Origin of the sequence: Sinomonas atrocyanea (genome assembly GCF_030811715.1) — a bacterium.
Classification (GTDB): domain Bacteria; phylum Actinomycetota; class Actinomycetes; order Actinomycetales; family Micrococcaceae; genus Sinomonas; species Sinomonas atrocyanea_A.
Window position 1 is genome coordinate 92,383 of the sequence record NZ_JAUSRH010000003.1, and the last position, 14,625, is coordinate 107,007.

A 14,625-nucleotide genomic window follows, 5' to 3' on the forward strand; every position below is an offset into this window, starting at 1 on the left:
TCACTGTGGGACAAGTCACGCAGAGGGCGCCCATCGCACGATGGTGGGGCGGCCGCACCGGCCGCCCCACCTCATTGACCTTGGAGGACCCATGAGCATCCCGACGAGCTCCCCGCGTCGGACGAAGGAGGCCACCGTGGCGCAGGCCGCAGCCTCCCCGCGCCCGCGCCGCCTCGGAGTCGCCTCCGTGACCCTGATGATCATCGCGGCCTCCGCGCCGCTGACAGTCCTGGCCGGAGGCGTGACGACGACGTTCGCCGTGACCGGCCTGCTGGGCGTCCCGCTGTCCTTCCTCATCCTCGGCGCCATCCTCACGGTCTTCGCGGTCGGCTACGCCGCCATGAGCCGCCACGTGACCAACGCCGGCGCCTTCTACGCCTACGTCTCGCAGGGCATCTCCCGGCCCGCCGGCGTGGGCGCCTCCCTCACGGCGCTCATGTCCTACAACCTCATGCAGGTGGGCATCTACGGGATCTTCGGCTTCACCGTCTCCTCGTTCATCTCGGAGCGGTTCGGCGCGGACGTGCCCTGGTGGGTCCCGATCCTGGTGTGCATCGCGGTCGTCGCGGCGCTCGGCGTCAACCGGGTGGACCTCTCGGCGAAGGTCCTCGGCGCGCTGGTGGCGCTCGAGTTCCTCGTGGTGATCGTCTACGACGTGGCCTCGTTCGCCGTGGCCCCGGAGGGCCTCACCGCCGCTCCGCTCGCGCCGTCGAGCCTCTTCGTGCCCGGCATCGGCGCCGTGCTCTCCTTCGGCGTCGCGGCCTTCATGGGCTTCGAGTCCGCCGCGATCTACGGCGAGGAGGCCAAGGAGCCCCACCGCACCATCCCGCGGGCCACCTACACCGCCGTCGGCATCATCGCCGTCTTCTACGCGGTGTCCTCCTGGGCCATGGCCGTGGGCGCCGGGCCGTCCCAGCTCTTCGATGCCGCGGGGAAGCAGGGCCCGGACCTCGTCTTCTCCTTCCTCGGTGCGCACGTCGGCCAGATCGCAGCGGACATCGCCCAGGTGCTGTTCATCACGAGCCTCTTCGCCGCACTCGTGAGCTTCCACAACGCCGTGGCGCGCTACTTCTTCTCCCTCGGCCGCGAGCGGGTCCTGCCGGGCTGGCTCGAGGCGACGAGCCACCACGGCGCCCCGAAGGCCGGCTCCCTCGTGCAGACCGGCATCGCCGTGCTCGTGACGGCCGGCTTCGCGGTCGCCGGCCACGGCTCCGAGCTCGGCCCGCTCTACCCGGTCCTGACGATGTTCACGTGGCTCACCAACGCTGGCGCGATGGGCCTCGTGCTGCTCATGGCCATCGTCTCCGTGGCCGTCATCGGCTTCTTCCGGCGGCGCCCCGCCCTCGGCGCCGGCGCCTGGACCGCCGTGGTAGCCCCCGCCCTCGGCGCCGTGGCGCTCGCGGTCGTGTTCGGCCTCATCGTGGCGAACTTCGACGTGCTGCTCGGCCTCACCGAACCCAGCGCGCTGAGCTGGGTGCTTCCCGCGATGGTGGTCGTCCCGGGCCTGGTCGGCATCCTCTGGGCCCTCCGGCTCCGCCGCGTGGACCCCGCGCTGTACGCGAGGATCGGACACGGCGAGGAAGGGCGGGCGCACCACCTCGGCGACGAGGAGGCCTGATCCGCCGCCTCCCGCCGGGAGCTGCCGTGACTGCAGGTGCCGTCACGTCCTACCGTGGACGTGGCGGCACTGTGCTGTACGCAGTGCCGTGGTGGGCGTCGGGACAGCCGCGGGACGAGGCGATCGGGAGGTGGCATGGGAGGCCGAGGCGAGGAGGAGCTGCGGCGCAGGATCGAGCGCGCCGCCGAGCTGCGGGCCGGCAGGATCGCCCACACGCCCGAGGAAGCCGAGGAGATCGAGCGGGAGGACGAGCTCAACCGCAGGCGCCGGGAGGTCGATGCGGCGCGGCGGGCCGACTACCTCGTCCGCGACGCGATGGCGCGCGGCGAGTTCGACCACCTCAAGTATGCCGGAAAGCCGATCCCCAACCTGGACAATGTCAACGACCCCGACTGGTGGCTCAAGGGCCTGATCCAGCGTGAGCAGCTCACCGGCCTCGGCCCCGAGGCGCTCGTCCTGCGCGTCGAGGACGCCCGGCTGGAGTCCACGCTCGACGCGCTCTACACCGAGCACCAGGTCAGGGACAGCCTCGAGGCCTTCAACCGCCGCGTCATCGAGGCCCGCCGCCAGCTCCTGGGCGGCCCGCCCGTCATCACCAGGACCCGCGACGTCGAGCGCGAGGTCGCACTCTGGCACGAGCGCCGCGCCGCAGCAGAGGCCGCCCGCGTGGGCGAGGAGCCGGACGACGCCGGCGACCGCCCGCCGCCGTTCTGGCGCCGCTGGTTCGGCCGCGGCAGGGGAGGCTGAGGGCGGCCGGGCATATCGCCATCATTGGGGGCAGGTTCGGGGCGGAAGCGTCCCGAATCCCGTGCGAGTTGTGTCGCTATGCCCGCGCAGGCGCGGAAGCGGAGCCGGAACCCGAAGGTCCCGACTCCGCTTGGCGTTCCGGTGCCCGCGCGGCCGAGGCTCAGTAGCTCGCCGGCCGCCCGCCGTCGTCCGTGGATTCCCCCGAAGGCGTCGCGAAGCGGGAGGCGAGCTCCTCGCTCGAGCGGGCCAGGATCGCCACGTCGGCGCCCACGAGCACGAACCGCGCGCCGCGCTCGATGTAGTGCCGCGCCGTCGCCTCGACGAACGCGTTGACCCCGGCCGGCTTCCCGGCCGTCCGGGCGGCGTCGAGGCAGCGCTCGACGGCGGACCGCACCTCGGGGTGCTCCTGCTGGCCGAGGAGGCCCATCGACGCGGCGAGGTCCGACGGGCCGATGAAGATCCCGTCGACGCCGTCCACCGCGAGGATCTCCTCGACGTTGGCCACGGCCTCGCCCGTCTCGATCTGCACCGTGAGCGAGATCGTCTCGTCCGCGCGCGCCAGGTAGTCCGGGATCCGGTTCCACCGGGCCGCGCGGGCGAGGGCCGAGCCGACGCCGCGGACGCCGTGCGGCGGGTACCGCACGGCCGCCACCGCCGCCCGGGCCTGCTCGGCGTCGTTGACCATGGGGATCAGCAGGTTCTGGGCTCCGAGGTCGAGGTACTGCTTGATGAGCACCACATCGTTCCACGGCAGGCGCACCATGGGCAGCACGTCGTAGCCGTGCACGGCGTGCAGCTGGGCGAGGACGGACTCGAGCGAGTTCGGGCTGTGCTCGGTATCGATCAGCAGCCACTGCGCGCCGGAGCCCGCCATGATCTCGGCGACCAGCGGACTGCCGGAGCAGACCCACAGGCCGATCTGCGCCCCGTTCCCTGCCTCGGCGGCCGCGGCCAGGGCGTGGCGGAATGTCCTCTCGGGCTCTAGACGAAACGGCATGTCACCGTCCCCAGGGGCCCGTAGTCCGCGTACACCGTGTCGCCCTCGTAGACCCACATGGGCCGCGTGAACGAGCCGGCGAGGATGAGGTCGCCCGCGCGGAGGTCCTGCCCGTGCTGGGCGAGCTTGTCCGCGAGCCACGCGACGCCCGTCGCCGGGTGGTTGAGGACGCCGGCGGCGACGCCCGTCTCCACGATCTCCTGGTTGCGGTAGAGGAGGGAGGACACCCAGCGCAGGTCCACCTCGTGCGGGCGCACGGGGCGCCCGCCCACCACCATGGCGCCCAGCGCGGCGTTGTCCGAGATGGTGTCCACGATGGTGCGGCCCTCCATCTCGATCCGCGAGTCGAGGATCTCGAGGGCGGGGACCACGTAGTCCGTCGCATCGAGCACGTCGAACAGCGTCACCCCGGGCCCCTTGAGGTCGCGCCCCAGGCGGAACGCGAGCTCGACCTCGATGCGCGGGTGGGTGTAGCGCTTCCACTCGACCACCGCGCCGTTGGCGAGGACCTGGTCGTCGAAGATGACGCCGTAGTCCGGCTCGGTGATGCCCGTGGCCGCCTGCATGGCCTTGGACGTCAGGCCGATCTTCCGTCCGGCCACCCGCCGTCCCTCCGCCTCGAGGCGGCTGGCCCACAGCTTCTGCACGGCGTACGCGTCCTCGACGTCCATGCCCTCGTAGCGGGTGTGGAGGAGGGGCACCGGCGTGCGCGTGCGCCCCGCCTCCACGAGTTCGTCGGCAATTGCCGCAATGGTCTCGTCGTTCAGCATGGCTTAGAGCTGGTTGCCGATCTTGAAGCCCTTCGACGCTTGGCCGTGGTACGAGCCGGACTCGTCGTTGGCCCGCGTGTAGGAGAACCCGTCGGCGCCGATGGTCACCTCCATCTCCGAGGAGTCGGTGCGCTCGATGACAGGCTGCGGGTTGCCGTCGAGGTCGAGCACGAGCGAGGCGTCGGTGTACCAGCTCGGCACGACCGGGTTGCCCCACCAGTCGCGGCGCTGGTTGTCGTGGACGTCCCACGTGACGACGGGGTTGTCCGGGTCGCCGGTGTAGTAGTCCTGCGTGTAGATCTCGACGCGGTGGCCGTCGGGATCGAGGATGTAGAGGTAGAACGCGTTGGAGACGCCGTGGCGGCCCGGGCCGCGCTCGATGTGGTCGGACATGCGCAGGGCACCGAGCTTGTCGCAGATCGCGAGGATGTTGTGCTTCTCGTGCGTCGCGAACGCGACGTGGTGCATGCGGGGCCCGTTGCCGCCGGTCATCGCCGTGTCGTGGACGGTCGGCTTGCGGCGCATCCACGCGGCGTAGACCGTGCCCTCCTCGTCCTGGATGTCCTCCGTGACGCGGAAGCCGAGGTCCTGCATGAACTTCGTGGCGCGCGGGACGTCCGGGGTGACCTGGTTGAAGTGGTCGAGGCGGACGAGCGAGCCGGGCGTGTGCAGGTCGTAGCGCCACGCGAGGCGCTCGACGTGCTCGACGTCGTGGAAGAACTCGTAGGGGAACCCCAGCGGGTCCTCCACGCGCACGGAATCGCCAATGCCCTTGGTGAAGCCCTCCGCACGGCGCTCGACGCGGCAGCCGAGCTCGGTGTAGAAGGCGACCGCCCTGTCGAGGTCCTCCGGGGTGCGGACGCGGTAGGAGAAGGCGGCCACGGCGGCCACGGGGCCCTTGCGCAGCACGAGGTTGTGGTGGATGAACTCCTCGAGCGAGCGGAGGTAGACGGCGTTCTCGTCCTCCTCGGTGACCGTGAGCCCGAGGACGTCCACGTAGAAGTTGCGCGAGCGCTCCAGGTCGGTGACCACGAGCTCCATGTACGCGCAGCGCAGGATGTCCGGGGCGGGCACCGACGGGGTGGGGACGGGGTTGGCGCAGGAGATCGGGGCCTCCTGGGAGACGTAGAAGCCTGAGGAGGTCAGGGTCATGTCGTCGCGGTGGGTCATGGCAGCGTCCTTGCTTTCAGTGAGAGGGAGGGTGGTTGCGGGGCCGCCGGCTCAGCGGGGATCCGGGTCGTCGAGGTCGGTGGGGGTGTTCTCCTCCACGGGCGCCTCCTGCTTGCCGAAGGTCGGGTTGTGCACCTTGCCGAGGGTGATGTGCACCGCCTGCTGGTCGGTGTAGAAGTCGATCGAGCGGTAGCCGCCCTCGTGCCCGAGGCCCGAGGCCTTGACACCGCCGAACGGGGTGCGGAGGTCGCGCACATTGTTGGAGTTCAGCCAGACCATCCCGGCCTCGACGGACTGCGCGAAGTTGTGCGCCCGCTTGAGGTCGTTGGTCCACACGTAGGCGGCGAGGCCGTACTTGGTGTTGTTGGCGAGCTCGAGGGCTTCCTGGTCCGTGTCGAACGGCGTGATCGCGACGACGGGGCCGAAGATCTCCTCTTGGAAGATCCGGGCGTCCGGCTTGACGTCGGCGAACACCGTGGGGGCCACGAAGTTGCCGAACTCGAAGCCCTCGGGCTGGCCGCCGCCGGCCACGAGGCGGCCCTCCTCCTTGCCGAGCTCGACGTAGCCCATGACCTTCTCGAAGTGCTCCGGGTGCACGAGGGAGCCGACCTCGGTGGCGGGATCGTGCGGGTAGCCGACCTTGACGCGCTTGGCCTGCGCGGCGTAGCGCTCCACGAACTCGTCGTAGATGCCGCGCTGGACGAGGATGCGCGAGCCCGCGGTGCAGCGCTCGCCGTTGAGGGAGAAGACGCCGAAGATCGTGGCGTCCACGGCCGCGTCGAGGTCGGCGTCGGCGAAGACGACCGCCGGGCTCTTGCCGCCGAGCTCCATGGAGAGGCCCTTGAGGTACGGGGCGGCGTTGGCGAAGATGATCTGGCCCGTGCGGCTCTCGCCCGTGAACGAGATGAGCGGGACGTCCGGGTGCTTCACGAGCGCGTCGCCCGCGTCCTCGCCGAGGCCGTTGACGAGGTTGAAGACGCCCTTCGGAAGGCCCGCCTCCTCGAAGATCCCGGCCCACAGGGAGGCCGAGAGCGGGGTGAACTCGGCCGGCTTGAGCACCACGGTGTTGCCCGTGGCCAGGGCGGGTCCGAGCTTCCAGGACTCGAGCATGAACGGGGTGTTCCACGGCGTGATGAGGCCGGCGACGCCGATCGGCTTGCGGTTGACGTAGTTGATCTGGCGGCCGGGGACCTTGAACGTGTCGTCGGCCTGGGCCACGATCAGGTCGGCGAAGAAGCGGAAGTTCTCCGCCGCGCGGCGGGCCTGGCCGAGGGCCTGGGTGATGGGCAGACCCGAGTCGAAGGACTCGAGCTCGGCCAGGCGGGCGTCGCGGGACTCGACGATGTCGGCGATGCGGTGCAGGACCCGCGAGCGCTCGCGGGGGAGCATCTTGGGCCAGGGGCCCTCCTCGAACGCGCGCTTCGCCGCGGCGACGGCGCGCTCGATGTCCGCCTTCTTGCCGGCGGCGGCCTTGACGTAGACCTCGTTCGTGACGGGCTCGAGCACGTCGAACGTGTCGCCGTCGACCGAGTCGACGAACTCGCCGTCGATGTAGTGCTGGATGCGCTCGGGCAGGTTCTCCGGGACGGAATGGCTGGTCATCAATGGATCCTTCGATCGGTGAACGTGTGGACGCGCTGCGTCCGGGACGAGGGGACTAGAGGGTCGGGAAGCCGGGGTTCTCGCCCGTGTGGGCGAGGTAGGCGTCGAGGGTCGCCGAGCGGTGCCGCCGCGCGGCGAGCTCGATCTCGGCGGTGGGCGCCTTGCGCTCGATCAGGGCAAGGAGCGCTTCGTGCTCCTCGATGGACTGGCTCGCGCGCTCGGGCACGTAGCTGAACGTCGAGCCGCGCAGGGCCTTGAGCCTGTTCCACCCGCGGTGGACGAGGTCCAGGATGTGGGGGTTCGGGCAGCGCTCGAACAGGACGGAGTGGAATTCGCGGTTGAGCGCCGTGAAGGCCACGGAGTCGAAGTGCAGCGGGTCCGGGGCGAGGAACTCGCGCATGCGCTCGTTGACTGCGCGCGCCGCGGCGAGGTCCTCGGCGGTCACCTCCGGCGCCGAGAGCGCGGTGGCGGCGCCCTCGACGAGGCTGAGCGTCTGCATGGTGTACAGGTACTCGGTCGGGTCGATGCCCGCCACCGTGGCACCGACGTTCCGCTCGAACGTCACGAGGCCCTCGGCCTCGAGCCGGCGCACCGCCTCGCGGACCGGGACCACCGAGACGTCGAGCTTCTCGGCCACCTGGGACAGGACCAGCCGGGCCCCGGGCGCCAGGCCGCCGCTGACGATCTGCTCGTGCAGCCACTCGTAGGCGAGCTCGGACTTGCTCGTGCTGCGCTCGGCTGCCGGCGCCGGGGCGCCGCCGTGGACGGAGGCGCTCACTTCGGGTCCTGGGTGCCCTGCTCGGCGAGGTGGGCCTCGTACTTCGCCTTCCACTCGGCGTTCATCGGGAACAGCCCGTCGACGGGGTGGCCCTCGGCGACGCGGTCCGCGACCCAGGCCTCCATGCGCTCCTGGACCACGGCGTCCTCGGCGACCTCGGCCACGAGGGCCGGGGGGATGACCACGAGGCCGTCCTCGTCGCCCACGATCACATCGCCCGGGACCACGGCGGCCCCGCCGCACGCGACCGTGTCGTCGACGCTCCACGGCACGTGCCGCCGCCCGAGGACGGCCGGGTGCGCGTTCGCGCCCCAGGCGGGGATCTCCATCGCGGAGACCGGACCGAAGTCGCGGATGCCGCCGTCGGTGATGACGGCCTCGGCGCCGAGCACCTGGGCACGCAGTGCGAGCACGTCCCCGAGCGTGCCCGTGCCCTTCTCGCCGCGGGCATCCATGACGAGGATGTCACCGGGCCGCAGCGAGTCCACGGCGCGCTTCTGCGCGTTGTACCCGCCGCCGAACTCCTTGAAGAGGTCCTCGCGCGCCGGGATGTAGCGCAGGGTCCGGGCCGTGCCCACGACCTTGGCGCCCGGGTGCGTGGGCGTGAGGCCCTCGATGTGGCAGTTCTGCATGCCGCGCTTGCGCAGCTGCACGCTCAGGGTCGCGGTCCCGACCGAGCGGAGCTTCTCGGTGAGCTCCGGGGTCAGGACGCTCGTCGGGCGCGTGTCCGCCGCCGGCGCAGACGCGCCCGACGCCGCGTGGTCGGCGTCCGCGGCCTGGCCGCCGTCCGCCTGGCCGCCGTCCGCCTGGGCGAGCCCCGCGGCTTCGGCCGAGCCCCAGGCGTCGATGCGGTCCGCGTCGGTGAGCTTGGGGAGCGCGCCGTAGGGCTCGAGGACGAGGCCGGAGTCGACCACCTTGTTGGTGAGCCGCCCGGTGGTGAGGGTCGCGCCGTCGGACGCCACGCCGTCGACCTCGACCTCGACGACGTCGCCGGGCCGGGCCACCGTGGCTCCGGCCGGGGTGCCGGTGAGGATGATGTCGCCGGGCTCGAGGGTCATGAGGCGGGAGAGGTCCGCGATCAGCTGCGCGAACGGGAACAGGAGGGTCGCGGTCGAGTCGTCCTGGACGGGCGAGCCGTTGATCCACATCCGCACCCGCAGGCCGGCGGGGTCGAGCTCCTGGGCCGGCAGGAGGGCCGGGCCGATCGGGGCGATCCCGTCGGCGCCCTTCGAGCGGAGGTTCGAGCCCTTGTCCGGCCAGCGCAGGTCGGCGAGGCCGGCGTCGTTCGCGGCGGTCACCGACCCGACGTGGGCCCAGGCGTCCTCGGGGGAGACGTTGCGGGTGCGGGCGCCCATCACGAGGGCCACCTCGCCCTCGACCGTGAGGAGCTCGACGCCCTGCGGGCGGCCCAGCTCGGCGCCGTCCAGGGCGAGCGAGGTCGCGGGCTTGAGGAAGTAGGAGGGCACCGCGGGGGTGCGGCCGCGCTGCGCGGCACGGCTGGGGTAGTTCAGGTGGACGGCGATCACCTTGCCGGCGCCCGTGATGGTGTCCTGGCGCAGCTGCTCGCGCTGTTCTGCTCGCTCCACGTGTCCCTCTCCCTTGAGTCGGCAGCTCCCCTGAAACAGGAACTGGATCGTATACGATCATCGTATACGATCCAGTGTGCCGCGCAACACGCGGGCCGTCAACCCCCGCCGCGGCCCTGCTGAAGGCCAGCTTGCGCCGCCGGGGGGGGCGGGGCGGCGGCCCGGGATGGCGGGGGCCCGGGGCAGGCTAGGCCTGGGCGAGGAACTCGAGGGCCGCCTGCTTGAACGCGCGCGCCGTCACCACGTTGACGTGGTTCCGCCCGGGGACCACGACGGTCGTGGCGGCCGGGGCGAGCCCGGCGAGGACCTCGAGCGCCGCGACGCGCTCGTCCTTCTCGCCCGAGACCAGCAGGAGCGGCTGCTGGGGCACGGCCTCGGCGGCATCGAACGGCTCCTCCTTGATCCCCTCCACGAGGGAGAGGAGGGCGTACATGTCCGACCCCGGCGAGGCGAGGGCCATCGTGACCAGGCGCGCCGTCGAGGCGTCCTCGATCGGGGTCCCGTCGGCGAGGAACCGCTGGGCGGCGGCGAGGTCGAACTCGGCGAGCGGGTCGCGGCTGCTCGGGCCTCCGAGCACGATCCGCCGCACGAGCGCGGGCTGGGTGGCCCCGAACTCCCACGCGAGCCGGGACCCGAGCGAGTACCCGACCACGTCGAGGCCGCTCTCGGGATGGCCGGCGGCGAGCGGCCGGGCGCCGGAGTCGGTGACGATCTGCAGGAGGTCGGCCCGGATGCGCCCGGGCGTGTAGGAGTCGACGTCCTCGGGCGCCTGGCTCGCGCCGTGGCCTGGGAGGTCGACGGCGATCACGCGCCGCCCCGCGCCGGTCAGCGCCCCGACCCATCCGCTCTGCTCCCAGTTGAGGGCCACGGAGGAGGCGAAGCCGTGGATGAGGAGGACCGGCGGCAGGGCCGCGGGGTCCTCGGGCTCGGCGACGACCACGTGCAGGCCGGGGTCGGTGCCCTCGACCGTGTGGTGCGCCGCCTGCCCGGCGTGCTGGCCTGCCATCATGTGCGCCATCCTCTCCTCGTCAGCGACTGCGGCGGCCGCCACCCTCGAGCCTGCCGGTGCCACTCCTGCGCTCAATCCTCGTCGAGGTTGGCGCTCAGCCGCACGCGGCGCTTCGGCGCGCCCTCGGACGGCACCGTGCCGACGATGCCCGCCGTGTCGTCCGCGACCTCGAAGACGATGAGCGGCTCGCCGACCTTGATGACCTCGCCGGGGGCGCCGTGGACCTTCTTGACGACGCCGGCCTGCGGGCTCGGCAGCTCGAGGGCCGACTTCGTGGTCTCGACCTCGACCATCGGCTGGTTGCGCTCGACCTGCTCGCCCTCGGCGACGAGCCACTCGAGGACGGTGGCCTCGATGAGGCCCTCGCCGAGGTCGGGGAGGGGGAAGGAGATCTCAGCCACGCTTGTACTCCAATACTCGCTGGATGCCGAACAGGATGCGGTCGATATTCGGGATGTACTCGTCCTCCAGGTCCCCCGACGGATACGGTACGTCGAAGCCTGTGACGCGCTCAACGGGCGCCTTGAGGGTTCCGAAGCAGCGCTCGGTGATCCGCTGGGCCACCTCCGCGCCGAGGCCTGCGGTGAGCGGGGCCTCATGGACGACGACGGCGCGCCGCGTCTTCGCGACGGATCTCGCCAGCGTCTCGGTGTCGATCGGCTTGAGCCAGCGCAGGTCGACGACCTCCACGTCGATGCCGTCCTCCGCGGCGAGCTCCGCGACCTGCAGGCACCGGGCCACCATGGCCCCCCAGGCGACGAGCGTGAGGTGGCGGCCCTCCTTGGCGATCCGCGCGCCGGTGGCGCCGGAGTGCCCCTCTTCGGGCATGGCATCGCCCTCCGTGAGGACCTCGCCCTTCTGCCAGTAGCGGGACTTGGGCTCCATGAAGATCACCGGGTCGTCCATGCGGACGGCGGCCTTGAGCAGCGTGTACCCCTGCTGCGGGTCCGCGGGGGAGACGACCTTGAGGCCGGGCACGTGCGCGAACACGGCCTCGAGGCTCTCGCCGTGGTGCTCGGGGGCGCGGATCCCGCCGAAGCTCGGCACCCGCAGCGTCACGGGCACCCGGAGGGCGCCGCGGGAGCGGTAGTGGATGCGGCCCAGCTGGGTGACGATCTGGTTCATGGCGGGGTAGGCGAAGCCGTCGAACTGGACCTCCGGAACCGGTCGGAAGCCGGCCATCGCGAGGCCGATCGACATGCCGAGGATCCCCGACTCGGCCAGCGGCGTATCGAAGACGCGTTCGGCCCCATGGGCCGCGGCGAGCCCGCTCGTGACGCGGAAGACGCCGCCGAGGGTGCCGACGTCCTCGCCGAGCACGAGGACCTTCTCATCCTCGGCGAGCAGCTCGTCGAGGGCGAGGTTGAGGGCGCCCTGCAGCGAGAGCGTGCGGGGCTCCGCGGTCGCGGCGGCCGGCGCTCCGGCGGTGGACAGGATCTCAGGCATGCTCGGACTCCTCGCGCCACGCAGCCTTCTGCTGCAGCAGCTCGTCGGTGGGCTCGGTGAAGACGAAGTCGAACATCTCGGCTCCCGGGCGCGGGCCCAGCGCGAGGACGCCCTCGCGGACCGCCTCGGCCTCGGCGGCCCCCGCCGCGTCGGCGGCGTCGAGCGCTGCCTCGTCCGCGATGCCCTCTCCCGTGAGGCGTTCGCGCAGCCTGACCAGCGGGTCCGCGCCGCCGTCGGCGCGCTCCTGGTCCAGGGTGCGGTACCGGCCGGGGTCGTCGCTCGTGGCGTGCGGGCCGCGCCGGTAGGTCATCGCCTCGACGATCACGGGCCCGTGGCCCGCACGGGCATGGGCGACGGCCCGGCGGGTCGCCTCGAGCACGGCGGCGGCGTCGTTCCCGTCGATCTGGAGGGCCGGGATGCCGTAGCCGGCCCCGCGCGCGGCGACGCTGCCGCCGGCGACCTGCCGCTCCGTCGGCACCGAGATGGCCCAGCCGTTGTTCTGGACGAAGAAGACCACCGGAGCCTTGAAGACGCCGGCGAAGTTCATGGCCTCGTGCACGTCGCCCTGGCTCGAGGCGCCGTCGCCGAGGTAGGTGATCGCGACGCCGGGTGCCCCCGCGAGGGTCTGCCCATGGGCCCAGCCGACAGCGTGGAGGACCGAGCCCGCGACGACGGCCTGGATCGGCGCCACGTGCGTCGCCGCGGCGTCCCAGAGGCCGCCGTGCCATGTGGCCAGGTGGGTGGACATGTAGTCGACCATGTCGACGCCGGCTGCGCGGGCCACGCCCAGCTCCCGGTAGGTGGGGAAGACGAAGTCCCTCGAGAGGTCCAGGGCGAGGGCCGAGCCCACCTGGGCGGCCTCCTGCCCGAGCTCGGGAGCATAGGCGGGGAGGATGCCCTGGCGCTGCCACGCGACGGCCGCGAGGTCGAGCTGCCGGACCGCCGTCATGAGGCGGTAGAGCTCGCGCAGGTCGGCGTCGGTCGCAGGGGCCGCCGGGGGAAGCTCGGGCAGCGGCTGCCGTTCTGCCCCGGCGAGCCCCGCGCGGCCGGGCGCGGCCTGTGCTGTCGGTGAAGTCTGCATAGCAGGACCGTACGGCGAGGGGGCAGTGTGTGCAATCTATCGCATTTAAAACTAACAATTTGTCCACGGTGAGGAGTCTGTGGTCTGGATCACTGCACACAATGTGCAAGTGTCCGGCTGCCGGCGCCCCACGCCGTGCCCCCGTGCTCCCGGCGGTACGACGGCCGCGGGCCCGGACCGCGCTGGGGTGCGTGGTCCGGGCCCGCGGCCTGAGGGAGTTCGGATCAGCCCTCGGCGTCACCCGAGCGGGCCGGGTCGCCCGAGGCCGCCGTCGCCGGCCGCGCGGCGAGGCTGCGGCGGCGCAGCCAGGCGCCGGCGGCGATGGCGGCGACGAGCACGAACGTGCTCAGCAGCTGGGCGCGACTGTCGGCACCGATGAGGCCCACCGCGAAGATCGCGGCGAGCAGCACGACGCCGAAGGCGGACAGCCACGGGAAGCCGGCCATGCGCAGGGGCAGGGCGGTGCCCTCGGCGTCCGCGCGGCGCCGCAGAACGATCTGCGAGACGAGCGCCGAGCCCCACACGATCAGGCACGTGGAGCCGACGAAGTTCAGCAGCAGCGGCAGGACATGGTCCGGGAACAGGAGCTCGAGGACCGTGGCGATGAAGCCGAACGCGACCGACGCCGCGACGGCCGCAGCGGGGACCCGGGCCTTGGTCAGCGTCTTGAGCGCGCGCGGCGCCTCCTGGCGCTCGGCGAGGGAGAAGATCATCCGCGAGGCGCCGTAGAGGTTGGCGTTGAGCGCCGACAGGAGCGCGACGACGGCCACGAGCGTGATCACCGTCGCGGCGCCGGGAAGGCCCGCGAGGTCGAGGACACCGGCGAACGGGCTCTTGAGCTCGGGGGAGTTCCACGGGATCACGGCGGCGATGACGAAGATCGAGCCGATGTAGAAGACGAGGATGCGCCACACGACCGTGCGGACGGCCCGGCCGACGCTGCGGGCGGGGTCGCGCGTCTCGGCCGCGGCGACGGAGACGATCTCGGTGCCGCCGAAGGCGAACGCGACGACGAACAGCCCGGTGGCGATGCCGCCCATGCCGTGGGGCGCGAATCCGCCGTCGGCCGTGAAGTGGGACAGGCCCGGGGAGGCCGCGTGCGGGAGCCAGCCGAGCAGGAGGGCGGCGCCCACGAGGAGGAAGATGACGATCGCGGCGACCTTGAGCAGCGCGAACCAGAACTCGAACTCGCCGAAGTTGCGCACGCCGGTGAGGTTCACCGCGGTGAACGCGCCCATGAAGAGCAGGGCCATGAGCCACACGGGGAGCGCGGGGAAGACCGTGGCGAGGAGGCCGGCCGCGCCGAGCGCCTCCGCGGCGATCACGACGACGAGCTGGCACCACCACAGCCACCCCACCGTGGCGCCGGCGACGCCGCCGAGGGCCTTGCCCGTGTAGACCGAGAACGCGCCGCTGTTGGGGTTGGCCGCTGCCATCTCGCCCAGGGCCCACATGACGATGATGATGAGCGTGCCGGCCACGAGATAGGAGATGAGGACCGCGGGGCCCGCGGCCTGGATGCCCGCTCCCGAGCCGATGAACAAGCCGGCCCCGATGGCGCTGCCGAGGCCCATCATGGTGAGCTGCCGTGGCGACATCGAGGGCCCGAGCCTCGGCTCCTGCGTCTTCGTTGACGCGGTTCCGAGGCCGTCTGACGTTTGCATAGCTGTCATTTCCGTCTTTCGGAGGATCGGTGGCCGCGGTCGCGGGGATGGGCGCCGTCGGCCAGAGGACCCCCTGACCATAGCGCCTTTGCCGCACGGCTGTGTGGTGCACCTCACGCCCCTGCGCAGGATGTGCAGGAAGACGCGGAGTTGCGGC

The 14,625-nt window shown here is 72.1% G+C and carries 13 protein-coding genes; 2 read left to right on the plus strand and 11 right to left on the minus strand.

The genetic code is table 11. The features are described 5' to 3' along the window. The first annotated feature begins 91 nt into the window (after nt 1–91). A complete protein-coding gene (locus J2W21_RS05890; protein WP_307113582.1) occupies nt 92–1,618 on the plus strand; it encodes an APC family permease in 1,527 nt (508 codons plus the stop codon). Between the two features lie 135 nt (nt 1,619–1,753). Continuing rightward, nucleotides 1,754–2,365 (plus strand): DnaJ family domain-containing protein, encoded by a 612-nt coding sequence (locus J2W21_RS05895; protein ID WP_307113583.1) that lies wholly within the window; start codon nt 1,754–1,756, stop codon nt 2,363–2,365. 160 nt (nt 2,366–2,525) lie between these two features. Here J2W21_RS05895 and J2W21_RS05900 read toward each other — a convergent pair whose 3' ends face one another. The 11 genes from J2W21_RS05900 to J2W21_RS05950 form a co-directional block, all read right to left on the minus strand. Continuing rightward, on the minus strand, nt 2,526–3,362 hold the full coding sequence (locus J2W21_RS05900; RefSeq protein WP_307113584.1) for an HpcH/HpaI aldolase family protein: 837 nt from the start codon (nt 3,360–3,362) through the stop codon (nt 2,526–2,528). Beyond that, nucleotides 3,347–4,132, minus strand: coding sequence for a 2-oxo-hept-4-ene-1,7-dioate hydratase (gene hpaH, locus J2W21_RS05905; protein ID WP_307113585.1), 786 nt, complete (start codon nt 4,130–4,132; stop codon nt 3,347–3,349). The genes J2W21_RS05900 and hpaH overlap by 16 nt, the downstream gene beginning before the upstream one ends. Before the next feature lie 3 nt (nt 4,133–4,135). Continuing rightward, nucleotides 4,136–5,302 carry a 3,4-dihydroxyphenylacetate 2,3-dioxygenase gene (gene hpaD / locus J2W21_RS05910; RefSeq protein WP_307113586.1) on the minus strand — a complete coding sequence of 389 codons (1,167 nt, stop codon included), beginning with the start codon at nt 5,300–5,302 and terminating at the stop codon, nt 4,136–4,138. Between the two features lie 51 nt (nt 5,303–5,353). Next, complete coding sequence (hpaE, locus tag J2W21_RS05915) at nt 5,354–6,904, minus strand: 5-carboxymethyl-2-hydroxymuconate semialdehyde dehydrogenase (protein WP_307113587.1); 1,551 nt, start codon at nt 6,902–6,904, stop codon at nt 5,354–5,356. A gap of 55 nt (nt 6,905–6,959) precedes the next feature. Then, the gene (locus tag J2W21_RS05920; RefSeq protein ID WP_307113588.1) at nt 6,960–7,682 is read right to left on the minus strand and encodes a GntR family transcriptional regulator; all 723 of its coding nucleotides are present in this window, start codon (nt 7,680–7,682) and stop codon (nt 6,960–6,962) included. Continuing rightward, nucleotides 7,679–9,268, minus strand: coding sequence for a fumarylacetoacetate hydrolase family protein (locus J2W21_RS05925; RefSeq protein WP_307113589.1), 1,590 nt, complete (start codon nt 9,266–9,268; stop codon nt 7,679–7,681). Before J2W21_RS05925 ends, J2W21_RS05920 begins: the two co-directional genes overlap by 4 nt. Before the next feature lie 187 nt (nt 9,269–9,455). Beyond that, a complete protein-coding gene (locus J2W21_RS05930) occupies nt 9,456–10,274 on the minus strand; it encodes an alpha/beta fold hydrolase (RefSeq protein WP_307113963.1) in 819 nt (272 codons plus the stop codon). A 74-nt stretch (nt 10,275–10,348) separates the two neighbouring features. After that, nucleotides 10,349–10,678 carry a biotin/lipoyl-containing protein gene (locus J2W21_RS05935; protein WP_307113590.1) on the minus strand — a complete coding sequence of 110 codons (330 nt, stop codon included), beginning with the start codon at nt 10,676–10,678 and terminating at the stop codon, nt 10,349–10,351. Then, nucleotides 10,671–11,723: an alpha-ketoacid dehydrogenase subunit beta gene (locus J2W21_RS05940; RefSeq protein ID WP_307113591.1), complete on the minus strand. Its 1,053-nt coding sequence runs from the start codon at nt 11,721–11,723 to the stop codon at nt 10,671–10,673. The genes J2W21_RS05935 and J2W21_RS05940 overlap by 8 nt, the downstream gene beginning before the upstream one ends. Continuing rightward, nucleotides 11,716–12,672, minus strand: coding sequence for a thiamine pyrophosphate-dependent enzyme (locus J2W21_RS05945; protein WP_307113964.1), 957 nt, complete (start codon nt 12,670–12,672; stop codon nt 11,716–11,718). Before J2W21_RS05945 ends, J2W21_RS05940 begins: the two co-directional genes overlap by 8 nt. A gap of 356 nt (nt 12,673–13,028) precedes the next feature. Beyond that, nucleotides 13,029–14,402 (minus strand): amino acid permease, encoded by a 1,374-nt coding sequence (locus tag J2W21_RS05950; RefSeq protein ID WP_307113592.1) that lies wholly within the window; start codon nt 14,400–14,402, stop codon nt 13,029–13,031. Nucleotides 14,403–14,625: the final 223 nt, after the last annotated feature.